Genomic DNA, 23,276 nt, shown 5'->3' with positions numbered 1-23,276 from the left:
ACGTTACCTCTCATATCGTGTTTAACTTTCAGCCAGAGTACAACCTATCGCACATTGTTCGCTGACACTATGCCCGCTGGTGCAATACCGTCATGAGCTTAGTTCATGAATAAACGTCCGCCTCAACCATCGCACAAAGGGTTAATTGGCGAAGTTGTAAACGATCGTGCGCTTTTTTGTGCCTTGCCTGCCAATTTGTCAGCATCACGTTAACCATTGCTCTATAATCTTGCGCGCTGCAGTTTCTGCCGGCCCGCTAGAGGGGCTGGAGTGAAAGACAACGGAGTTACGTAAGATGTTACCAGGCAATAAAAATCGTTCCCTTTATATTCCCTACGCGGGACCTGTTCTGTTGGAATTTCCCCTGCTGAATAAAGGCAGCGCGTTCAGCATGGAAGAACGCAGCAACTTCAACCTGCTCGGGCTGCTGCCTGAGGTTGTTGAAAGCATTGAGGAGCAGGCCGAACGCGCCTGGATCCAGTACCAGGGCTTCAAAACTGAAATTGATAAGCACATCTACCTGCGCAATATTCAGGACACTAACGAAACCCTGTTCTATCGCCTGGTTGAAAACCATCTCGATGAGATGATGCCGGTGATTTACACCCCAACCGTTGGCGCCGCCTGCGAACGTTTCTCTGAGATCTACCGCCGCGCGCGCGGTGTGTTTATCTCCTACCAGAATCGCCACAATATGGACGATATTCTGCAGAACGTGCCGAACCACAATATCAAAGTGATCGTGGTGACCGACGGTGAACGTATTCTGGGCCTGGGTGACCAGGGGATCGGCGGTATGGGCATTCCTATCGGTAAGCTTTCGCTGTACACCGCCTGCGGTGGTATCAGCCCGGCTTACACGCTGCCGGTAGTGCTCGACGTTGGCACCAACAACCAGCAACTGCTGAACGACCCGCTGTATATGGGCTGCCGCAACCCGCGCATCAGCGACGACGAGTATTATCAGTTCGTGGATGATTTCATCCAGGCCGTCAAACACCGCTGGCCGAACGTGCTGCTGCAGTTCGAAGACTTCGCGCAGAAAAACGCCATGCCGCTGCTTAACCGCTACCGCGATGAAATTTGCTGCTTTAACGATGATATCCAGGGTACCGCGGCGGTCACCGTCGGCACGCTGATTGCGGCAAGCCGCGCGGCGGGTAGCCAGTTGAATGAGCAGAGAGTGGTCTTCCTGGGCGCAGGTTCGGCGGGTTGCGGTATCGCTGAGCAGATCATTGCCCAGATGCAGCGAGAAGGCCTGAGCGAAGAGCAAGCGCGTAGCCGCGTGTTTATGGTTGACCGTTTTGGTCTGCTGACCGACCAAATGCCTAACCTGCTCTCATTCCAGAGCAAACTGGCGCAGAAACAGGAAAAAATTCAGGGCTGGCAGCATGACAACGACGAGATCTCCCTGCTCGACGTTGTGCGCAACGTGAAGCCAAACATTCTGATTGGCGTTTCCGGCCAGACCGGGCTGTTTACGGAAGAAATTATCCGCGAGATGCATAAGCACTGTCCGCGTTCAATCGTGATGCCGCTGTCTAATCCAACGTCACGCGTTGAAGCCACGCCGCAGGATATCATCAGCTGGACCGACGGTCAGGCGCTGGTCGCTACCGGTAGCCCGTTCGCACCGGTCAGCTGGAAAGACACCGTCTATCCTATCGCCCAGTGCAACAACTCCTATATCTTCCCGGGCATTGGTCTGGGTGTGATTGCCTCCGGTGCGTCACGTATTACCGACGAGATGCTGATGTCTGCCAGCGAAACACTGGCGAAGCATTCCCCGCTGGCTAACCACGGTGAAGGTCTGGTGCTGCCAGAGCTGAAAGATATCCATAAAGTCTCCCGCGCCATTGCGTTTGCGGTCGGCAAAATGGCTCAGCAACAAGGTGTCGCCACCAATACCTCCGCCGATGCCCTGCAAGAAGCCATTGATGAGAACTTCTGGCTGCCGGAATATCGCAGCTACCGTCGAACCTCCATCTAACCCCCCTGTAGCCCGGCCAAGCGTAGCGCCGCCGGGTTATTCCTTCCCGCCCCTATTGAACAAATGATGATTAGCACGATGCTTAATCTTGTGTAATTTAGATCTCATGTTATGTATGTTGTAACTAATGATATATTCACTAGATTAATATGCACACTGTCGCTACACTGCCATCACCTTTCAACCTGACAACACTAAAAGGAGGCTAATTATGCTGTACTGTGAAATTTTCAATGTTTCACATACATTTGGTGATCGCACCAGCTCAAGCGTTATCGGTATCGTGCTGCGATAACTTCTGCTTGAGCGAAGACACCAATCCCTAAACCCTTCCCTCGGGCTTACTTAGTTATCGTCAGCGATGTTTGACGAGGCATTCCCATGCCTGTAACTCTTGAGTAAGCAAATGAGCACATTACTAACTGCACAATCTCTTCACGTTGAGACAGCGTTCGGCCCTCTTTTTACTGACCTCTCCTTTACCCTGAAAAAAGGCGACCGTATTGGCCTTATCGGCTACAACGGCTGCGGCAAAAGTACCCTGTTACAGGTACTGGACGGCACGCTCGTTCCCTCTTCCGGGCGCGTTGCGTTAGCCAACCATTGTCTGATGGCGCGCGTAGAACAGCATCTTCCTGATGAGCTACTCAACCAGCCGTTGATTGAAGCCGTACTGGCGCAGCTTCTCGCTTCGGTGCGTGAAAGCCAGCGCTGGCAGGCGGAACGTCTGTTGATGGAGATGGGGTTTGCGCCCAATGAGATTGACCATCCTGCCGCAACGCTCAGCGGTGGCCAGCATACCCGACTGCTGTTAGCGCGAGCGTTGATGCTGCAACCGGACCTGCTGCTGCTGGATGAACCGGGTAACCACCTCGACCTGCCTACGCTGCTATGGCTGGAAAACTTCCTCAATAGCTGGAGCGGCAGTTTCGTGCTGGTTTCACACGATAATCCCCTGCTGGATGCCGTCACCAATACTAGCTGGATATTGCGTGATAAAACCCTGCATGCCTTCTCACTGCCCTGCACCGCCGCCCGTCAGGCGCTGGAGGAGCAGGACGAAAGCGATGCACTGCGTCATAAAGCAGAACAGAAAGAGATCGACCGCGTCACCGCCAGCGCCAAACGGCTGGCCACCTGGGGACGGGTGTACGACAACGAAGATCTCTCGCGTAAAGCCAAGCAGATGGAAAAACAGGTTTCGCGCTTAAAGGAGAGTCAGACGGAACTCACCGCAGGCACGCCATGGACGCTCGCGCTTCACGGCGATGCGCTGCGGGCAGACCGCTTGCTGGAGATGGATAATCTGCCCGTGTCGCCAGCTCCGGGGCTTCCACCGCTGTTTACCACCGGTATTGCGCGGTTACAAAGCGGCGACCGTGTCGCCATTATGGGGCGCAACGGCGGCGGTAAATCTTCGCTGTTACGCCTGCTTTGGCGGCAAATGCAGCAGGAATCGACGGAGGCCGGACTGAAGCTGCACCCGCGCCTGAAGCCCGGGTATTACGACCAGACGCTGAACCAACTCGATGATAATGACAGCCTACTGGATGCGCTTGAACCGTTCGAGCCCTATGCAGAAACACGTAAACGCGCGCTGATTTCCGCTGGCTTTGGCTGGGTGCGTCACGGGCAAAAGGTCAGTACCTTAAGCGGCGGCGAGCGCTCTCGCCTGCTGTTTATCGGCCTGTCCCTTGCTCGTTACAGCCTGCTGCTGCTCGATGAACCGACAAACCATCTGGACATTGATGGCAAAGAGGCGCTGGCGCGAACGCTGCGCGAGTATCCCGGCGGCCTGCTGCTGGTCAGTCACGACCGTCAGCTCATCAGCAATAGCTGTAACCGCTTCTGGTTAATTGACGAGAACGGACTCAGCGAGTGGCACGATGCGGATGAAGTGTACGAACAGCTTCGTCACCGCATCTGCCCTGATGCTCCGCGTACGACAGCAGAGCCAGATGAGAAAATTACATCGGAGGCAGATGACCTGCTTGAGCGCTTAATTGAGCTTGAGTGGCGATTAGCCGAAGACCTGGCGCGTAAGCCGAAACATCAGAAACCACAGTTGCAGCAGCGCTGGCGAGAGGAGATTGCCAACATCAATAATCAGTTAAGTTAACCGACCCGTAGCCCGGCCGAGCACAGCGACGCCGGGTTTTTACCGCAACATCCAGAAGATCCCGGAGTCGGCGTTCCGCCTCGTCCGGGCTACGTTTTACTGTGGGTGCTTCTCTTTCCAGGCGTCCCACGCCTGCTTGATTTCCTGCTTCGCGGCAGCGGCATCGTTAAAGCCGTTCAGTTCCACCTTCTTACGCCCTTCCGGCAGCTGTTTGTAGACGCGGAAGAAGGCCTGAAGACGCTCCTGTTCTACCTTCGGCAGGTCGCTAACGTTTTTGATATCGTCATAGGTCGGGTCAATTTTGCTGGTTGGCACGGCGATAATTTTGTCGTCCTTCTCGCCACCATCAATCATCTTCAATACGCCAATCGCGCGCAGTTTGATTAGCGCCCCCGGAGCCATTGGCGCTCGGGTATAGAACACCACGTCCAGCGGGTCGCCATCTCCTGCCAGCGACTGCGTCAGCGAGCCGTAGTTGGCAGGATAAGCTACCGGCATCGACTGGAAGCGGTCGGCGACCAGAAAACCAGTTTTGGCGTCGGTTTCATATTTAATGATGCCACCGGCCGGGATCTCCGTTACCGCATAAAACTCTTCCGGGTTGTTCTCCGGCTGCGGGAAGTCGAGCACATTGTGCGCCTGTGCGGCGGCAGAAAAAATCAGACTTGCGGCGAGGATAGTTTTTACCAGATGCATTGTGCGTTCACTCTATCGTTATAAGAAAAGCAAAAACGACACGGTAGAGTTTACTGATGAATAAATGATGACCGCAGAATGACAGAATGGTGAACGCTATGTGCTATCAATATGAAAAACCACCAGATTCTGTCCTCTTTCGGCCTTGCTTTTTACCGCCCTATCGCTAACTATTAATGAGTATTATTATCAAATACATATTAACCAGGAGTAGGATTATGAAGGCTGCTGTCGTCACGCATGACCATCAGGTAAACGTCACCGAAAAAACGCTGCGCCCACTGCAGCATGGTGAAGCTCTGTTATCCATGGAATGCTGCGGGGTCTGTCACACCGATCTGCACGTCAAAAACGGCGATTTTGGTGACAAGACCGGGGTGATCCTCGGCCATGAAGGTATTGGGATCGTGAAAGCGATCGGCCCTGGCGTCTCCTCTCTGAAAGTCGGTGACCGTGCCAGCGTCGCCTGGTTCTTTGAAGGTTGCGGCCACTGCGAATACTGCAACAGTGGTAACGAAACGCTGTGTCGTTCGGTCAAAAATGCCGGCTACAGCGTTGATGGCGGTATGGCGGAAGAGTGTATCGTCACCGCTGACTACTCGGTCAAAGTGCCGGACGGTCTTGATTCTGCAGCCGCCAGCAGCATTACCTGCGCAGGCGTCACCACCTATAAAGCGGTGAAAATCTCGAAAATCAAACCGGGTCAGTGGATTGCGATTTACGGTCTCGGCGGTCTGGGCAACCTGGCGCTCCAGTACGCCAAAAACGTCTTTAATGCCAAAGTGATTGCCCTCGATGTTAACGATGAACAGCTGAAGCTAGCCAAAGAGATGGGCGCGGACCTTATTATCAACTCACGCAGCGAAGATGCGGCGAAACAGGTTCAGGAACTGACCGGCGGTGCGCACGCGGCAGTCGTTACCGCCGTCGCGAAAGCAGCCTTTAACTCCGCCGTTGACGCCGTGCGTGCCGGTGGCCGCGTGGTGGCCGTCGGCCTGCCGCCGGAAGCGATGAGCCTCGATATTCCGCGTCTGGTGCTGGACGGGATTGAAGTGGTCGGTTCGCTGGTTGGCACCCGTCAGGATCTGACCGAGGCCTTCCAGTTTGCTGCTGAAGGGAAAGTGGTACCGAAAGTGGCGCTGCGTCCGTTAAACGACATCAACGCTATCTTTAAAGAGATGGAACTGGGCCAGATCCGTGGCCGTATGGTTATCGATCTTCGCCATTAATAACCAGAGCCTCTCCCGATAAGGGAGAGGCTATTTTCAGGCAGCCACCAGCTTTTGTTGTTGCTGTTGATAACGCGCATAAAGCAGCAGAGACGACATTGCGAGGAACGACAGCGCCGCCGCCGGTAGCGCCACCGAATTCCAGCCGAAATTCATCGTAATCATCAACCCGCCAAAGAAAGCGCCAATCGCACTGCCGAGGTTAAAGGCAATTTGCCCACCAGCGGCCCCGAGCATTTCACCGCCCTTCGCATTTTGCAGCAGCAAAATCTGCAACGGCGCGGAAAGCGCAAATAACCCCGCGCAGCAGATAAACGCCAGCACCAACGACGCGATTTTAAAGCCACCGAGGGCAAAGATAAGCAGCAGCGCTACCACAATAACGAAATCGGTTGTGGCCGCAATACGCAACGGGCTGTAACGCCCGGAGAGCTTACCGCTGAGGATATTGCCCAGCACCATCCCCAACCCCACCAGCATCATAATGAACATCATGGCCCCTTCGGAGAATCCAGAGACGTTCATCATAAACGGCTTGATATAGCTGAACCAGGCGAATACCCCGGCGTTCCTGAACATGGTTGCCGCGAAGATGAGCCACGGCGCGGGGCTTTTCAAAAAGTGGAACTGCTCGCGAAGCCGCGCGTCGGATTTATCAAACAGCGTCGGCACCCAGGCAATAATCGCCGCCAGCACCGCCACATCAAATAGCGCAATCGCCAGGAAGGTATAGCGCCAGCTAAACTGGTGCCCCAGCCAGGTTCCCGCAGGCACCCCGACCAGATTCGCCACCGTCATCCCGGCGATCATCCCCGCTACCGCCGCCGTCACCCTGCCACGAGGCGCAATCTTCGACAGAATAATCGCCCCCACGCCAAAAAACGCCCCGTGCGGAAAGCCAGACACCAGACGCCCAATCGCCAGCATTACGTAGCTCGATGAAAAGGTAAAAATGACGTTGCCGAGCACGCAGAGCGCCGCCAGCAGCAGCATGATGGATTTCAGGGAGAAGCGCGTGGAAAACAGCGCAATAATCGGCGCGCCGATCACCACGCCGAAGGCATACCAGGAGATCATATTGCCCGCCGCCGGGATCGAGATCCCTACATCGTGCGCCAGCTCCGGCAGCACGCCCATAATGCCAAATTCCGCCATCCCCAGGCCAAACGTGCCTAGCGCCAGCGCAAAAATTGTCTTTTTCATCCCTCTAATCACTTGTTTCTGTTGAGTTTGCAGAGGGGCATTATTGACCATTCATGGGGTGCAGGCCAGACAAAAAGGAGTGACAATGCGTTTATCCATATATACAGCGCGAATGGTTCATGTCTCAGGCCGCCATTAATACGTAATGCAACAGGTGAATATTTTCTGGAAGGTGGCGCGCAAAGGCGGAATCTGGCTAATTGTGTTTTAACCGGAACGGCGGATAATCGTCCTATTCTTCACAAGGAGGTCAATATGAAATCAAACAACACGGTTAAGGAAATGCCGAAAAATGCCACGACAAAAGGTTCAACGAGTAACGCCTTGCCTTGCGATATCAAAAAGCGCAACAACGCTAATGAAGATCGTGAATTTATCAACAGAATGAACGCGTTTACGCAAATGGCAGGACTGTTATCTGATGATCCTTTTTATGAGGTACTTTAATGTGCCGACAGTTTGATATTTATCGAAATCCATCGGAGGGACCCGTCTTATTCATCCATACATTATGGTGATACAACATGATTATTATGGCGATCTTTCAACACGGCTAGTGCTTCCTTTAAGTAGCCATGTTTATTTAAACGGTTATTACCATCGAGCAACGCCGTTGGTGAATATTGACTTCCAAACAGTAACTATCAATACGCCATTAATGACCAGCATAGATAAAGGTAAGCTCAATAACCGACATTTTATCTGTAATTTACGCAGCGAACGTTCAAGCGCCATATCAGCCATCGATGCCCTCATTACAAACACATGAGTCCTGCAATACCACAAACAAAAAAAGCGGTTTAACGCTCCCCTCAAGGGACATCAAACCGCTCTTCACTTCTGCAAAGAATCCTTACTTCATCCCTTCCGAACTCTCTTTCTTCGCCTCTACCCGCTCAACTTCACGATACCAGCGCGGATGGTGTTTCTGCGCCCAGCGACGACTCACTTTGCCTTCAATCATCCCCTTAATAGACCCTTTAACCCAGAATGCCATATACATATGGATAAGGATCGCGTGGATCAGAATGATGGCTGAAGCAGCATGAATCAGCAGCGCATAGCGAATCACCTGAATCGGGAAAAATGGCGCAAAGTAAGGACGCCAGATAATCACCCCGGTCACCAACAGCACGAAAATCATGCTCATGATGGTCCAGAACATCATCTTCTGCCCGGCGTTATATTTCCCGACCTTGGCCACTTTATGCTCGTTGCCTTTCAGGACTTCGACAATCCCCAGCACCCACGGAATATCCTGCTTATCCGGAATGTTGTGATGCACGAAGCGGGCAAACATAAACATCAGCACCACGAAGATCAGTACGCCGAAGAACGGGTGCAGAATACGCCCCATTTGCGGTGTACCGAAGGTTTCGGTCAGCCATTGCAGCGTCGGGAAGAAGAACGAAATCCCTGATACCGCCACCAGGAAGAAGCAGATAGCCACCGTCCAGTGACAGGCGCGGTCGACAAACTTGGTGCGCACAATCATTTTCGACTTACTCATGGCCATCCTCCTCTTCGTCATCGTCCACTTCTTTGTTCGGGCCAATACCGATGTAGTGATAAATCAGCCCGGCAAAGGTGGCGATAAAGCCCGCGGCGGAGAGCGGTTTCAGCGCCCCTTTCCACAGATTGATACTGGTATCGATAGCCGGATCCTTCGGCAGCTTGTGATACAACTCAGGCTGATCCGCATGATGCAGCACGTACATCACATGGGTGCCGCCCACGCCTTCCGGATTATAGATACCGGCATGCGGGTAGCCGCGTTTCTTAAGCTTATCGACGCGCTCCTGCGCTACGTCCAGCATCTCTTTCTTGGTGCCGAAGTGAATCGCCCCGGTCGGACAGGTTTTCACACAGGCCGGTTCCTGACCCACGCTCACGCGGTCAACGCACAGGGTGCATTTATAAACGCGGTTATCCTCTTTGCTGAGGCGCGGAATATTAAACGGACACCCGGCAATGCAGTAACCACAGCCGATACAGTTTTCCTGCTGGAAATCGACGATCCCGTTGGCGTACTGAATAATCGCCCCGGCGGACGGGCACGCCTTCAGGCAGCCCGGATCCTCACAGTGCATACAGCCATCTTTACGAATCAGCCACTCCAGCTTGCCGTTCTGCTCGGTTTCGCTAAAGCGCATCACCGTCCAGGACTTGGCGCTCAGATCCGCCGGGTTATCGTAAACCCCGACGCAATGCCCCACTTCGTCGCGAATATCATTCCACTCGGAGCAGGCCACCTGGCAGGCTTTACAGCCCACACAGGAGGAGACATCAATCAGCTTGGCAACTTCTTCCTTATAGTCCCGCGCACGAGGCGCGGGGGTAATCGGGTTAGTTGCAGAGCGTTTAATAATGTCTTGTGTTTCCATCGCCATTTAAACGCTCCTTACGCTTTCTCGATGTTAACCAGGAACGCCTTATACTCCGGCGTCTGCGAGTTGGAATCACCCACGTTCGGCGTCAGGGTATTGGCGATATAGCCTTTACGGGCTACGCCTTCATAACCCCAGTGCAGCGGAATACCGATGGTTTCCACCTGCTGACCGTTGACGTTCAGGGTCTGCAGACGACGCGTTACCACCGCCACGGCGCGAATAAAGCCGCGCTTGCTGCTGACGGTCACACGGTCACCGTTGGCAATCCCTTTGGCCTTCGCCAGCCCTTCGCTGATTTCCACAAACTGCTCTGGCTGCGCAATAGCGTTGAGGCGCGCATGCTTAGTCCAGGTATGGAAATGCTCGGTCAGACGATAGGTGGTGCCAACGTATGGGAACTTGTCTTTCTTCCCAAGACGCACGGCATCTTCTTCGTACAGACGAACTACCGGGCTCGAAATAACGTTCGGGTGCAGCGGGTTAGTCCCCAGCGGCGTTTCCATCGGCTCGTAGTGTTCCGGGAACGGCCCTTCTGCCAGCTTATCGAGCGCAAACAGACGACCCAGGCCTTCCTGCTGCATGATAAACGGATTGGTTTTGCTTCCCGGCGGCGCGGTATTAAAGTCCGGGATATCGTTACCCGTCCATTTAGTGCCGTTCCACTGGATCAGCATCCGTTTCGGATCCCACGGTTTGCCGTTCACGTCCGCCGAAGCGCGGTTATACAGCACGCGACGGTTGAGCGGCCAGGCCCATGCCCAACCCAGCGTATTGCCCAGCCCTGATGGGTCGGCGTTATCGCGGTTGGCCATCTGGTTACCCTGTTCAGTCCAGCTACCGGTGTAGATCCAGCAGGAGGACGCCGTGGTACCGTCATCGCGCAACAGCGCAAAGCTATTGAGCAACTGACCTTTCTTCGCCACCAGCACGCCGTTGGCGTCATACAGGTCGGCCAGCGCATAGCCGTTGTTCTCTTTAGCGACTTCTTCCGACTCTGGGTGATCAGGCTGTTTGTAGTTCCAGCCCATCTTCAGCAGCGGCTCAACGCCCTTACCGCCTTCGTTGCGATACATTTCGCGCAGACGATGGTAAATACCGGCCAGAATCTCGCCGTCGTTACGCGCTTCACCCGGTGCTTCCTGACCTTTCCAGTGCCACTGCAGCCAGCGGCCGGAGTTAGCAATCGAACCGTCTTCTTCTGCAAAGCAGGTCGACGGCAGACGGAACACTTCGGTCTGAATCGTTGATGGGTCAACGTCGTTAGACTCACCGTGGTTCTGCCAGAAGGTAGACGTTTCGGTCACTAACGGGTCGATAACCACCATGTACTTCAGCTTGCTTAAGCTGCGTACGACTTTGTTTTTGTCCGGGAAGGACGCAACCGGGTTAAAGCCCTGGCAGATATAGCCGGTGACTTTGCCGTTATCCATCATGTTGAAGTATTTGATAACGTCGTAGGCCTGGTCCCATTTCGGCAGCCAGTTAAAGCCCCAATCGTTATCCTTCGTTGCTGCGTCGCCGTAGAACGACTTCATCAGGCTGACGAAGAACTTCGGATAGTTGCTCCAGTAGTTCACCTGATCGGGCAGCAGCGCTTTCGGCGTATTGGCAGTCAGATAGGTTTGCAGATCCGCCTGCTTGTCCGACGGCAGCGTCAGATAGCCGGTCAGGCTGGTCGACAGCAGACCTAAGTCGGTTAAGCCCTGAATATTCGAGTGACCGCGCAAGGCGTTCACACCGCCGCCTGCCATCCCCATATTGCCGAGCAGCAGCTGGATCATCGCCATGGTGCGAATGTTCTGCGCCCCGACGGTGTGCTGTGTCCAGCCCAGCGCATACAGGAAGGTGGTGGTACGGTCTGCCGCACTGGTGGAAGCCAGCACATCGCACACTTTCAGGAAGTCCGCTTTCGGCGTACCGCAGATGTTCTCCACCACGTCCGGCGTATAGCGGGAAACGTGTTGCTTCAGCAGGTTCCACACGCAGCGCGGATGGGTCAGCGTTTCATCGCGTTTGGCGTAGTCGTTTTCATCGTACTGATAGTTCCAGGACGATTTGTCGTACTGACGTTTCTCGGCGTCATAGCCGCTAAACAGGCCGTCTTCGAAGGCAAAATCATCCCGCACCAGCAGGCTGGCGTTGGTGTAATGCTTCACGTATTCGGCGTTGATCTTATTGTTTTCGATAAGATACAGCAGTACGCCCGACAGGAAGGTAATGTCGGTACCGGAACGAATTGGCGCATAAATATCAGCTACCGACGCCGTACGCGTAAAGCGCGGGTCGACAACGATAAGCGTGGCATCGTTATTGTTTTTCGCTTCCATCGCCCAGCGGAAACCCACTGGATGGGCTTCAGCGGCGTTACCGCCCATCACCATCACGACGTTGGCGTTTTTGATATCAACCCAGTGGTTGGTCATCGCACCGCGACCAAATGTTGGAGCAAGACTTGCTACCGTTGGTCCGTGTCAGACGCGCGCCTGGTTGTCTACCGCCAGCATACCGAGCGAGCGCACAAACTTCTGCGTCAGCATGCCGGTCTCATTACTTGCCGCGGATGCGCACAGCATCCCGGTGGAGAGCCAGCGGTTAACCGTCACGCCCTGCTCGTTCTTCTCAATAAAGTTGGCGTCGCGGTCGGCCTTCATCAATTTTGCGATGCGATCGAAGGCTTCATTCCACGAAATACGCTGCCATTTATCCGAGCCAGGTGCGCGGTATTCCGGGTAGCGCAGGCGACTTTCACTGTGTACATAGTCCAGCAGCCCCGCGCCTTTCGGGCACAGTGCGCCGCGGCTTACCGGATGATCCGGGTCACCTTCAATATGGTAAATCGATTCCCGGGTATTTTTGGCTCCATCGCCCAGGCTATACATTAATAGCCCACAACCTACGGAGCAGTATGTGCAGGTGTTACGAACTTCTTTAGCGCGCAGTAATTTGAAATTTCGCGCCTGTGCTAACGCCATTTTCGGGGCAAACCCTAATGCCGCAGCCGTCGTCCCAGCCATACCGCCCGCGCAGATTTTAAAAAACTTTCTGCGGCTGACGTCCATTGTTTTCCTCATCGTATGGATGTACTTCGAGAAGGAAACTAACAGCAATGCCCCTGTTTTTTTTGCGTCAAATCAATGTCGAAAACTGAGCCCCCCTTAATAGTCAGGGTCGGCGAATTTCATTAATCCTTTAGGGTTAGGCGTCGCGGAAAAATATCACCAGCGGCGGCAAAAAAATGCTATAACCGCAGACTTCGTTTGTAAAAGCATCAGGTTAGAGATGGATAAGAAGAGAGCGACGCTGACGGGACTCACCGCCATCGTATTATGGAGCACCATGGTGGGGCTGATTCGCGGCGTCAGCGAAGGGCTTGGCCCGGTGGGTGGTGCCGCAATGATCTACAGCCTGAGCGGCCTGTTGCTGATATTTACCGTCGGTTTCCCGCAGTTGCGTCAAATCCCGCCGCGTTATCTTGTAGCCGGCAGCGTGCTGTTTGTTAGCTACGAAATCTGTCTCGCGCTCTCACTTGGCTATGCGGGCACCCGCCAACAGGCAATTGAAGTCGGCATGGTCAATTATCTCTGGCCAAGTCTGACCATTCTGTTTGCTATTCTGTTCAACGGCCAAAAAAGCAGCTTATGGGTGATACCGGGCTTATTGCTCTCGCTATTTGGCGTGACCTGGGTATTAGGCGGCGAGCACGGTCTGGATATCGCGGAAATAACCCGCAACGTTATCTCAAGCCCGCTGAGCTATATTCTGGCTTTCGTCGGTGCATTTATCTGGGCGGCCTACTGCACCGTCACCGCCAGATATGCCAAAGGCAAAAACGGCATTACGCTGTTTGTTTTATTAACGGCGCTCAGCCTGTGGGTGAAATTCCTGGTAAGCGAGCAGCCACCGATGATCTTTAGCTGGCCGGTGGTGATTAAACTGGTTCTGTGCGCACTGGCATTAGGATTAGCCTATGCGGCGTGGAACGTCGGCATTCTGCACGGCAACGTCAGCCTGCTGGCCGCCGCCTCTTACTTTACCCCGGTGCTCTCCTCAGCGCTGGCGGCCGTTCTGCTCAGCGCTGCGCTTTCGTGGTCATTCTGGCAGGGAGCCGCCATGGTCTGCGCGGGCTCCCTGCTCTGCTGGTATGCCACCCGGCGTTAGCCGAGGTCGCCTCCCGCTACCGGCAGCGTCACCCCAGTGATGTAGCTGGCCTCATCGCTGGCGAGAAACAGGATAGCATTCGCCTGTTCCGCCAGCGTGCCGTAGCGATGCATCAGGCTGCTTGCCACCGTTTGATCCACCACCTGCTGATACCACGCCTTTTCTTGCTCTGTCGGCTGCTCGTCATTTCTCGGCGTCAGGCGTGCCGGTGCATCTGTGCCTCCCGGCGCAACGGCGTTAATCCGAATACCGCTATCGCTATATTCAAGGGCCAGCGAACGGGTCAGCGCGTTCACGCCGCCTTTCGCCGCCGAATACGGAACCCGGTTAACCCCAGCCGTTGCCACCGATGAGATATTCACGATGCTGCCTTTGCCCTGCTTCAGCATCCACGGCAGCGCCGCCCTGCAGCTCCAGAGCGTGGGGAATAGCGAACGGCGGATCTCTTTTTCGATCTGATCGGGCTGATATTCTGCAAACGGACGCGCCCAGATGGTGCCGCCCACGTTATTAATCACCACGTCCAGGCGGCCAAAGTGCGCCACCCCGTCGGCAAATACCCGTTCGGTGCTCTCCCACTGCTCAAGGTCGGCTTCCAACGCCAGTACGTCACTTCCGGCGGCGGTCAGCGTCGCCGCCAGTTCGTGCACGTAGCGTGAACGGTCAATCAATAGCAGGCGCGCGCCTTCACGAGCAGCCTGTTCGGCCGTCTGACGACCAATGCCCTGCGCAGCACCGGTGATAGCCAGCACTTTATTAGTAAATCGCATCATCGCTCCTTATGCCGCCGCGCTCTGGCTGGCGATAAACTTCTCATACCAGAATCCCGCAGGCGAGATCCCCCGTTCACGCAGCGCCGTAGAGACGGCGTTAACCATCGGCGGCGGGCCGCACAGATAGATATCGACGTCGCCATCGTTCAGCATCGCCTCATCAAGATGCTCGGTGACAAAACCGCGCTGCGGACAGGCGCTCTGGGCATCGGCCACTACCGGCAGCCAGCGGTATCCAGGCAGTTGCGCGATAAAGGCATCAAGCTCTTGCGTCTTGACCAGATCACCGTCACGGGTGACGCCGTACAGCAGCGTGACCGGACGAGTGCTTCCCTGTGCCGCTAGGGTTTGCAGCATCGACAGCAGCGGTGCCAGCCCCGTTCCCCCCGCCAGCATCAGCAGCGGACGTTCACCGTTTCGCAGATAGAAGCTGCCCATCGGGCCGCTCAGCGTCAGCCGATCCCCCGGTCGGGCTCGCTGGGTCAGCCACTGGCTCATTAAGCCCCCCGGCACGTTGCGAATCAGGAAGCTGCCCACGTCTGCGCCGGGCAAAGAGCTGAACGAATAGGCGCGAACCTGCGGCGTACCCGGCACCTGAATGTTGATGTACTGACCGGGCAGAAACGCGAGCGCATCGTCGAGTTTAACCACCAGCTCAATGGCGGTGTCGGAGAGCAAATTAACCTGCTGCACCTCCGCGCCCAGCGTCGCCAGCGCGGTTTTGCACTGCGCGGCCGCCACCGGTACGTCAATCACGCAGTCGCTGGTTGGCACCATCTGACAGGTCAGCACCTGGCGTTCGTCGGCTTCCTCTTCGCTTAACGCCTCTTCGAGATAATCGTCCCCCAGGCCATATTCCCCACTGGTGCAGTGACACTTACAGGTTCCGCACACGCCGTCGGAACAATCCATCGGCAGATTCACCTTCTGGCGATAGGCGGCATCCAGTACTTTCTCCCCGGCGTTACACTGAATAAAACGGGTGATGCCGTCCTCAAAATTGAGCGCAATGTTAAAGGTCATAGGCACCTCTTAAATGTGGTAAACGTCAATCACCTGACGGATGTAGTCGTTATTCAGGCGCACGGTTTTGCGGATGATCTGCGGCTGCCCATCGTTGTCGACCAGCGTGCAGCAGGTCGAGCCAAACCACGCATCGGTATGCTGATAGCGATGACAATAGGTCACCCAGTTGTAGCGCACCTCCATGCCCTGCTCGGTTTCCCCCAGCAGCTCAACGTTGCTGATCATATGGGTGGTGCGCGGCTCGGGCGTGCTCGCCCCGGAGCGTTCGGTCTTAATGCGGTACACCCGGTCTTCCAGGCCATCGCGGCTCGGGTAGTAGATCAGCGAAATTTCGCGCTGCGGGTCGCGGGTGAGCTTGTCGTCGTCGCCCCAGGCAGGCATCCAGTACACCACCTTCGGGCTGTAGCAGTTCAGCCACTCATCCCACTGACGGTCGTCCAGCAGGCGGGCTTCGTAATAGAGAAACTGGCGAACCTGTTCAAGCGTCAACATCAGGCCACCTCCACACGTTGGGTAATTGACTGGTCATAACGCTGCTGCTCTTTTTCCAGCGCCGCCAGCATCACGTTCTGCCAGTGGTGGTGATGGGCGATATAGAGCGCTTCATCTTCTGATTTCACCCCGCTCAGCAGCGGGCGGAACCCTGATTGCTGCGCATGCTCGTCCGGGCCATCGACCCAGTGCAGCGCGCCGCGGCTCAGATCGCTCCACGGCAGATTTTCCCCGTGATAGCCGCGCTGGCAAGCGCTGAACTCTTCGAGATCGTCCGGTGTTCCCATACCGCTGACGTTAAAGAAATCCTCGTACTGACGAATACGCAGCGCGCGTGCCTGGTCAGATTCTCCCTTCGGCGCAAAGCACCAGATGGTGACTTCGGTTTTATCAACAGATATCGGGCGGATCACGCGGATCTGAGTGGAGAACTGATCCATCAGATAGACGTTGGGATAGAGGCACAGGTTGCGCGTTTCGTTGACCATCTGGTCGGCGCGGGAATCACCAAATTCGGCCTGCAGGCGCTCACGATGTTCATAAACCGGGCGCACTTCCGGGTTCAGCGCCCGCGTCCACAGCAGCATATGACCGTTATCAAAGCCGTAGCCGCCACCGATGCTTTTCGACCAGCCGTTAGCATCCACCGCATGGGTGCCTTCCGCTTCGTAGTTACGGCGTGACATGGTTGAGGCATAGTTCCAGTGCACCACGCTGACGTGATAGCCGTCGGCCCCATTTTCCGCCCCGAGCTTCCAGTTACCTTCGTAGACATAGCTTGAAGAACCGTTAAGCACTTCCAGCCCTTCCGCCGCCTGGTCAACGATCAGGTCGATAATCTTGCAGGTTTCCCCGAGATATTCCTCCAGCGGCTGAACATCGTCGCTCAGGCTGCCGAACAGGAACCCGCGATAAGACTGGAAACGCGGTAATTTTTGTAAGTCGTGCGAACCTTCATGCTTAAAACTTTCCGGGTAGCCGCCGGTACTTTCATCTTTGGCTTTTAATAGCTTGCCGTTATTACTGAACGTCCAACCGTGGAACGGGCAGGTAAATGAATTCTTATTCCCGGTTTTGCGTCGACATAGCATCGCGCCACGGTGGGCGCAGCTATTAATTAACGCATGGAGTTCGTTCTTTTTGTCACGGGTAATAATCACCGGCTGGCGCCCCAGGGTCAGCGTATAATAATCGCCGGCTTCGGGTATTTGACTTTCATGGGCCAGAAACGCCCAATTACCTTCAAAGATATGCTTCATTTCAAAATCAAATAACTGCTGATCGGTAAATATTGAGCGATGGCAGCGATAAATATGATTCTCACGATCCACAATTAACGCATTGTTGATTTTATCTTTCAGCGTGGTGAACATTTTTTGCATGAGTCGTACCCTCCTGCATGTTTCAGGAATAAAGTGCAATATTCAGAGATAGTCATTATTCTCCGGCCATATAAAGCCGGAGAATAAAATGAACGCAGCGAATTACTCTTGTGCGCGCAGGCGCGTACCGCGCTGTTCTTCGTCAGTGCTGAGCGCTTTACACAGGGTCAAATCAAAATGCACTTCGGTATGCTCACCGTCGAGCTCACGCTGCTGAATCAGCGCGCGGTCGGTCACTTTAACCGGGTCGGCAATCAGCCCGTCACGGGTGGCAAAGGCAAAATCATCCCACAGATATTTATCACCGTTGAGGTTAATCTGGCTGGTCAGATGCTTATGGCCGGGCGCAGAAACGAAGAAGTGAATATGCGCCGGACGATTACCGTGACGACCCAAACGGTCAAGCAGCTTCTGGGTTGGGCCGTCCGGCGGGCAGCCGTAGCCAGATGGCATAATGCTGCGCACGCTGTAGCGTCCATCCGCACCAGTACGAATACGGCGGCGCAGGTTGTATTCGCTCTGGCTCTGGTCAAAGAAGGAGTAGTTACCGAGGGTATTGGCGTGCCAGATATCGACGATGGCGTTAGCCACCGGGCGGCCCTGGGTGTCGTTAACCTGGCCGTGCAGCCACATCACTTCACCGGCATCTTTGCCATCATCCATACGGGTATGCCCATCGGCCAGCGGTGCGTTCGCGACGTACAGTGGGCCTTCGATAGTTCGCGGCGTACCGGTTTCACGCTGAGCGGCGGCGTCAATGGCATCCTGGCGCAGGTCGAGGAAGTGTTCAAGCCCCAGGCCCGCTGCCAGCAGTGCGGCCTCCTGACGGCCACCTAATTCGTGCAGATAATTCACTGCATGCCAGAACTCTTCTTCCGTCACGTTATAGTCATCAATCAGAGTACAGATATTTTCCAGCAGGCGGTGAACTATCGATTTAAACCGCTCGTCGCCGCCTTCCACATTTAAACCGGCACCTTCACGTAATAATTTCTGCACAGCATCTTGTTTTACGAATGCATTACTCATAATTACTCTCACTTATTATCGTAGGGTATTCGCCGGGATAACCCGGCGCGAGGGTAGTTCTTCTTATTATTAACGGTCGTCTTCGCAAATCGATGAAGGATGGCGGCAAAGCGCCTCCACGCGAATTTGCATAAACGGATATAACGGTAAAGCCATTAATATTTGATGCAATTCTTCGGCATCTTTCACATCGAAAATGCTGACGTTGGCGTAAAGACCGGCAACGCGCCAGATATGTCGCCATTTTCCTTCTCGCTGCAACTGTTGTGAATAATTTTTCTCCCGTAGTTTTATTTCCTCAATTTCAGTCGCAGGAAATCCCAACGGAATATTCACGGTCATATCAACTTTAAATAGCATTATGCTCTCCCATTACGCTTTACGGCTGTAATAGCGCAGTTTGTCTTCATCCAGTTCTACGCCCAGACCCGGCGTTTGCGGCAGCGTCACCACACCTTCGGCAAAGGTGAGCGGAACGCTGACAATGTCATCTTTAAGCAGCAGCGGGCCAAACATCTCGGTCCCCCACTGCAGCGGTAGCGTTGACCAGGCGTGCAGCGAAGCAACGGTACCGACAGTACCTTCCAGCATGGTGCCGCCGTACAGCCCAACGCCTGCGGCCTGCGCCACGTTAGCCAGCGCCAGCACGCTTTGCGGGCCACCGGCTTTGGCTATTTTCAGCGCATAGGCGCCGCTAAAACCCTGCTGCGCCAGCCGGTAGCCATCGTAGTGGGTCGAGACGGCTTCATCGGCCAGAATAGCGGTTTCAATCTGGTGGCTCAGTCGTACCAGCGAGGCGTTGTCCTGCGCGCTGACCGGCTGTTCAATCAGATCGACACCCATCGCCGCCAGTTCACGGCAGCCTTTGGCAGCAACCGTCGCGTCCCACGCCTGGTTAACGTCAACGCGAATACTGGCCCGGTCACCCAGCGCTTCAACAATGGCGCGGGTGTGACGCAGATCGGTCGCCAGTTCGCGGGCACCTATTTTTAACTTGAAGGCCTGATGGCGACGCTCCGCCAGCAGCCTTTCGCCCTCGGCGATATCTTTTGCCGTGTCGCCGCTGGCCAGCGTCCACAGCACCGGCAATGAGGTGCTGAGCGCCCCGCCCAGCAGCGCGGAGACCGGCAGCCCCAGCGCTTTACCTTGCGCATCCAGTAGCGCGGTTTCGATGGCCGATTTGGCAAAAGTGTTGCCCCTGACCGCACTGTTCATTCGCGCGGTCAGCGCATTGAGATTATCGGCGGGCTGACCTTTGAGTAACGGCAGCAGATAATCGTTAATCGCCGAGGCGATCGCCTCCGGGCTTTCCACGCCGTAGCTCAGTCCACCAATGGTGGTCGCCTCTCCGATACCGTCAATGCCATCCGAACGCGTTATTCGGATAATCACCAACGTCTGGCAGCCCATGGTGGTCATCGACAGCTTGTGTGGCCGAATCGTCGGCACATCCACCAGCCAGCTTTCAATATGTTCTATGGTCGCGCTCATTTTCTCTTCCTGCTCATCAATTGCATCACGTCGAATGCCCCTGAATATCACGTGGGGTAACGATGCTTTTGACAATAGGTCTGGGCGAGGAAAACGGTCAACGGCGGTCATCGAAATGTTGTGCGATAATCGACGCGCTTGTTAAATTGCGGTTAATAATGTGATCACAGTGGGAAAACCAGCACGCCAAATCGCCGCGGTTTTTCCCCACGATATAGTGATGCTCAGTGAGCCTATAGCTTTTGTCGTAGAGGGATGAAATGAGCGATAAAAAAACGGATACCCTTAGTGCCCGCCAGGCCGAACACAACCCTAACTTTATGCTTTCACTGGCGCGAGGGTTGGAGGTGCTAAGCGCGTTTACCCCACAGCGTCAACGTCTGACCATCTCCCAGCTCAGCCAGAAAACGCAGATCTCCCGCGCGGCGGTTCGCCGCTGCCTGTATACCCTGGCAGCACTCGGCATGGTGCATAGCCCGGATGGCCGTAGCTATGAACTGCTGCCGCGCGTGCTGGCGGTCGGTCATGCTTACCTGGCGGGTACACCGCTGGCGAAGGTAGCGCAGAACGCGCTGGACAGTCTGGGTAAAGCGTTGGGCGAGTCCTGTTCGGCCGCAACCCTTGACGGCGACAACGTGCTCTATATCGCCCGCTCAGCGGTGAATAATCTGCTCAGTGTAGATATTGGTCGCGGCAGCCGCCTACCCGCGTGGGCAACCTCAATGGGGCGCGTGCTGCTGAGCGCGCTGCCGGAAGAACAGTTGGAAGTGACGTTGTCACGTGCAAATTTGATCCGCTATACCCCGCACACCCTATGCGACGTGCCGAGCCTGCGCGAAGAAATAGCCCGCGTGCGTATGCAGGGCTACGCGCTCGCCGACCGGCAAATTGAGGTGGGATTGTGTTCGCTGGCGGTGCCGTTGCTCTCACGGAGCGGGCAAACGGTAGCCGCATTGAACGTTGGCGTGCCGGCTGGCTCTACCAACGCTGCCGCGCTAAAAGAGAAAGCCCTCGCGCCGTTGCGACGGGCAGCGATGGAGCTTTCTCTTCAGCTTTAAGGGTTAATGTAAGGCAGGTGCTTTTGCCAGACTGCGCCAGATACCAGCAGCCAGCAACAGAAGCAGCACGCCCGCCGTCGCCAGCACGATGCTGTGCGAGTTGATAAACGCCATTTTTGCCGCGTCAATCAGGCTTTGTGCCGGGATGGCGGGCATCGACTGCGCCAGCTTTATCGCTTCGCTAATCGATGAAGCTGCCTGCTCGGCTACCGCACCGTCTACCCCGGCGGGCAGCACAATCGACGAGGTGTAGCTGCGAGTCAGGATCAGGCCAAACAGCGCAATACCCAGCCCCGCGCCAAGCTCGTAGGCCATGGTTTCAATGGCCCCTGCTGCTGCCGCTTTCTCTTTCGGTGCCGCCGCCATAATTGCCGAGCTGGAGGCCAACAGTGCGCTGGCAACGCTAAAGCCCAGCAGCGTCATCAGCCCCCACGCCTGCCATTGCTGGGTGCTAAAATCAGTCATCGACAGGCCAAGGAAGCTCAGCGCGCTTAACAGCATCCCGCCGGTCGCCACTTCACGCAGCCCCAGCTTCGACACCAGCATCCCGGCAATCGGGCCGCTGAAGCCGCTCGCCACCATCACGGGTAGCATAAACAGCCCGGCTTCAAACGGCGTTTTGCCGTGCACAAACTGCAGTTCCTGGGCCATCAGCAGCTCAAAGCCCACCAGGGTAATCAGCGCCGTCATCGCCATCATGACTCCGCTTAAAATAATGCGATGGGTAAAGAGGCGCATATCCACCATCGGGCGCGTTGCCGAGAGCTGTTTACGGACAAACCAGTACAGCATGCCAGCACCGGCAATCGCCACCATCGCCACCAGCCACAGTGCAAGCTGCCCTTTCAGCGCCGATTTGGCGCTAAACACCAGCATCAGGATGGCGGCAATCAGCACCAGCGCCTGGAAGAGATTCAGCGGCTGCTCGCGTCGCGCAGGCTGGCGCGGCACCACTCTGGCATTAATGGCAATCACCACCAGCACAATCGGCACGTTGATCAGGAACACCGATCCCCAATAGAAGTGCTCCAGCAGCATGCCGCCTACCAGCGGGCCAAACGCCGCGCCGCCAGAACCAACAGCCGCCCATAGCCCCAGCGCCATATTACGATGACGCGCTTCGGCAAAGGTGGTGCGGATCCCGGCGAGCGTGGCCGGCACAATCATCGCTGCACCGATCGCCAGCAGTGCGCGTGAAGCAATCAGCGTTAGCGCCGTCGGCGAAAACGCCGCGGCCAGCGATGCCAGGCCAAAGATCCCGCTGCCGAGCAGCAGCAGGCGTTTAAAACCAATCTTGTCGCCGAGCGCGCCCATTGGCAGCACCATACCGGCCATTACCAGTGAATAGATATCAATGATCCACAGCAGCTCATTGCCGCTGGTGCCCAACGCGAAGCTCAGCGTCGGCGCGGCCACGTGCAGCACGGTGGCATCAATCGCCACCGGGATATAGACCATCAGGATAGCCATGAGCGTTAACCATTGGCGTGACATTTTTCCGTTCCTCACTTCATTGTTCATTGTTGGACATGTGTCCAGGAACGAGATCCTGCCGGATTGTTGAACGCATGTCCAATTTTTTGTTATTCTCAGCTAAACCCTACTTAAACGAAGAAAAATGAACTATTTAACCCGAGAAGAACGGCGGGAAGCGATCCTTAAAACCGCCATGCAGGTGGCACTAAGCGGCGGCTTTAGCGCCATGACCGTACGTAATATTGCCAGCGTTGCCGGAGTCTCCAGCGGCCAGGTGCATCACCACTTCACCTCTATTGGTGAACTCAAATCCCTCGCCTTCGTCAGGCTGATCCGTGAAATGCTCGATATGCCACTGGTGGCCGATGATGCGAACTGGCACGACCGCCTCTTTTCGATGCTTGGCAGCGATGATGGCCGTCTTGACCCCTACGTCCGTCTCTGGCGGGAAGCACAGTTACTGGCGGACAGCGACAGCGATATTAAAGGTGCTTATCTGCTGACGATGGATATGTGGCATAAGGAAACCGTATCGCTGATTTTACAGGGCACGGAAGCTAATGAATTTCGTCCCATTGATAGCGCAGAAAATATTGCCTGGCGATTAATTGCGTTAGTGTGTGGACTAGATGGAATTTATGCACTAGGGATGGCGGAAATTAGCGATGAGATCTTTGCTCGCTATATACAACATTATATTACGCTAGAGCTTAATCCCGTTTAATTTACATTTGGTAACAATTAACAACGTTTTATTCACAGCG

The 23,276-nt window shown here is 55.3% G+C and carries 20 protein-coding genes and 1 pseudogene; 8 read left to right on the top strand and 13 right to left on the bottom strand.

The window, feature by feature from the left end; all coding sequences use genetic code 11:
* Window positions 1-295 precede the first annotated feature (295 nt).
* Window positions 296-1,990 carry an NAD-dependent malic enzyme gene (locus tag FHC49_RS13835; RefSeq protein ID WP_220440079.1) on the top strand — a complete coding sequence of 565 codons (1,695 nt, stop codon included), beginning with the start codon at window positions 296-298 and terminating at the stop codon, window positions 1,988-1,990.
* Window positions 1,991-2,396: 406 nt separating this feature from the next.
* Complete coding sequence (locus FHC49_RS13830) at window positions 2,397-4,109, top strand: ABC-F family ATP-binding cassette domain-containing protein (protein ID WP_220440078.1); 1,713 nt, start codon at window positions 2,397-2,399, stop codon at window positions 4,107-4,109.
* A gap of 96 nt (window positions 4,110-4,205) precedes the next feature.
* Here FHC49_RS13830 and FHC49_RS13825 read toward each other — a convergent pair whose 3' ends face one another.
* Complete coding sequence (locus tag FHC49_RS13825) at window positions 4,206-4,805, bottom strand: inorganic diphosphatase (RefSeq protein ID WP_220440077.1); 600 nt, start codon at window positions 4,803-4,805, stop codon at window positions 4,206-4,208.
* Between the two features lie 218 nt (window positions 4,806-5,023).
* Here FHC49_RS13825 and adhP point away from each other — a divergent pair, with 218 nt between their 5' ends.
* On the top strand, window positions 5,024-6,034 hold the full coding sequence (gene adhP / locus FHC49_RS13820) for an alcohol dehydrogenase AdhP (RefSeq protein ID WP_185666303.1): 1,011 nt from the start codon (window positions 5,024-5,026) through the stop codon (window positions 6,032-6,034).
* Between the two features lie 36 nt (window positions 6,035-6,070).
* Here adhP and araJ read toward each other — a convergent pair whose 3' ends face one another.
* Window positions 6,071-7,237: an MFS transporter AraJ gene (araJ, locus tag FHC49_RS13815; protein ID WP_220440076.1), complete on the bottom strand. Its 1,167-nt coding sequence runs from the start codon at window positions 7,235-7,237 to the stop codon at window positions 6,071-6,073.
* Window positions 7,238-7,492: 255 nt separating this feature from the next.
* On the opposite strand from araJ, the gene FHC49_RS13810 reads away from it, so the two are divergent.
* Together FHC49_RS13810 and FHC49_RS13805 are read left to right on the top strand one after the other, a co-directional pair.
* Window positions 7,493-7,684 (top strand): hypothetical protein, encoded by a 192-nt coding sequence (locus FHC49_RS13810; RefSeq protein WP_185666301.1) that lies wholly within the window; start codon window positions 7,493-7,495, stop codon window positions 7,682-7,684.
* A gap of 64 nt (window positions 7,685-7,748) precedes the next feature.
* Window positions 7,749-8,006 (top strand): CcdB family protein, encoded by a 258-nt coding sequence (locus FHC49_RS13805; RefSeq protein ID WP_255581364.1) that lies wholly within the window; start codon window positions 7,749-7,751, stop codon window positions 8,004-8,006.
* An 84-nt stretch (window positions 8,007-8,090) separates the two neighbouring features.
* On the opposite strand, the gene fdnI is transcribed toward FHC49_RS13805, so the two are convergent.
* Genes fdnI through fdnG form a run of 3 tightly spaced genes read right to left on the bottom strand, consistent with a single transcriptional unit; the run spans window position 8,091 to window position 12,686 of the window.
* On the bottom strand, window positions 8,091-8,747 hold the full coding sequence (gene fdnI, locus FHC49_RS13800) for a formate dehydrogenase-N subunit gamma (protein WP_035896970.1): 657 nt from the start codon (window positions 8,745-8,747) through the stop codon (window positions 8,091-8,093).
* Complete coding sequence (gene fdxH, locus FHC49_RS13795) at window positions 8,740-9,627, bottom strand: formate dehydrogenase subunit beta (protein WP_220440075.1); 888 nt, start codon at window positions 9,625-9,627, stop codon at window positions 8,740-8,742. Before fdxH ends, fdnI begins: the two co-directional genes overlap by 8 nt.
* Before the next feature lie 11 nt (window positions 9,628-9,638).
* On the bottom strand, window positions 9,639-12,686 hold the full coding sequence (gene fdnG, locus FHC49_RS13790) for a formate dehydrogenase-N subunit alpha (RefSeq protein WP_220440074.1): 3,048 nt from the start codon (window positions 12,684-12,686) through the stop codon (window positions 9,639-9,641).
* 220 nt (window positions 12,687-12,906) lie between these two features.
* Between fdnG and yddG the strand changes: the two genes are divergently transcribed.
* Window positions 12,907-13,785, top strand: a complete 879-nt coding sequence (gene yddG / locus FHC49_RS13785) for an aromatic amino acid DMT transporter YddG (protein ID WP_185666297.1) — start codon at window positions 12,907-12,909, stop codon at window positions 13,783-13,785.
* Here the strand turns inward: yddG and FHC49_RS13780 are convergent.
* From FHC49_RS13780 to FHC49_RS13750, 7 genes are all read right to left on the bottom strand, one after another.
* Window positions 13,782-14,555: a 1,6-dihydroxycyclohexa-2,4-diene-1-carboxylate dehydrogenase gene (locus FHC49_RS13780; RefSeq protein ID WP_220440073.1), complete on the bottom strand. Its 774-nt coding sequence runs from the start codon at window positions 14,553-14,555 to the stop codon at window positions 13,782-13,784. The two genes, yddG and FHC49_RS13780, sit on opposite strands and share 4 nt — an antisense overlap.
* A gap of 9 nt (window positions 14,556-14,564) precedes the next feature.
* Window positions 14,565-15,581 carry a benzoate 1,2-dioxygenase electron transfer component BenC gene (gene benC, locus FHC49_RS13775; protein ID WP_185666295.1) on the bottom strand — a complete coding sequence of 339 codons (1,017 nt, stop codon included), beginning with the start codon at window positions 15,579-15,581 and terminating at the stop codon, window positions 14,565-14,567.
* A gap of 9 nt (window positions 15,582-15,590) precedes the next feature.
* On the bottom strand, window positions 15,591-16,076 hold the full coding sequence (gene benB, locus FHC49_RS13770; RefSeq protein WP_185666294.1) for a benzoate 1,2-dioxygenase small subunit: 486 nt from the start codon (window positions 16,074-16,076) through the stop codon (window positions 15,591-15,593).
* The gene (locus FHC49_RS13765) at window positions 16,076-17,458 is read right to left on the bottom strand and encodes a Rieske 2Fe-2S domain-containing protein (RefSeq protein WP_220440072.1); all 1,383 of its coding nucleotides are present in this window, start codon (window positions 17,456-17,458) and stop codon (window positions 16,076-16,078) included. The genes benB and FHC49_RS13765 overlap by 1 nt, the downstream gene beginning before the upstream one ends.
* A gap of 102 nt (window positions 17,459-17,560) precedes the next feature.
* Window positions 17,561-18,487: a catechol 1,2-dioxygenase gene (gene catA, locus FHC49_RS13760; RefSeq protein ID WP_220440071.1), complete on the bottom strand. Its 927-nt coding sequence runs from the start codon at window positions 18,485-18,487 to the stop codon at window positions 17,561-17,563.
* 69 nt (window positions 18,488-18,556) lie between these two features.
* Window positions 18,557-18,847 (bottom strand): muconolactone Delta-isomerase, encoded by a 291-nt coding sequence (catC, locus tag FHC49_RS13755; protein ID WP_220440070.1) that lies wholly within the window; start codon window positions 18,845-18,847, stop codon window positions 18,557-18,559.
* 12 nt (window positions 18,848-18,859) lie between these two features.
* Window positions 18,860-19,978: a muconate cycloisomerase family protein gene (locus FHC49_RS13750; RefSeq protein WP_220440069.1), complete on the bottom strand. Its 1,119-nt coding sequence runs from the start codon at window positions 19,976-19,978 to the stop codon at window positions 18,860-18,862.
* 220 nt (window positions 19,979-20,198) lie between these two features.
* Between FHC49_RS13750 and FHC49_RS13745 the strand changes: the two are divergent.
* A pseudogene (locus FHC49_RS13745) lies at window positions 20,199-21,036 on the top strand (IclR family transcriptional regulator C-terminal domain-containing protein).
* Window positions 21,037-21,039: 3 nt separating this feature from the next.
* Here the strand turns inward: FHC49_RS13745 and FHC49_RS13740 are convergent.
* Complete coding sequence (locus FHC49_RS13740) at window positions 21,040-22,530, bottom strand: MFS transporter (RefSeq protein ID WP_220440067.1); 1,491 nt, start codon at window positions 22,528-22,530, stop codon at window positions 21,040-21,042.
* A 124-nt stretch (window positions 22,531-22,654) separates the two neighbouring features.
* Here FHC49_RS13740 and FHC49_RS13735 point away from each other — a divergent pair, with 124 nt between their 5' ends.
* Window positions 22,655-23,236, top strand: coding sequence for a TetR family transcriptional regulator (locus FHC49_RS13735; RefSeq protein ID WP_220440066.1), 582 nt, complete (start codon window positions 22,655-22,657; stop codon window positions 23,234-23,236).
* Window positions 23,237-23,276: the final 40 nt, after the last annotated feature.

Origin of the sequence: Kluyvera sp. EC_51 (genome assembly GCF_019584505.1) — a bacterium.
GTDB classification, from domain to species: domain Bacteria; phylum Pseudomonadota; class Gammaproteobacteria; order Enterobacterales; family Enterobacteriaceae; genus Kluyvera; species Kluyvera sichuanensis.
Note: the sequence above shows the minus strand (reverse complement) of the source record. Positions and strands in the feature narration are given on the sequence as shown.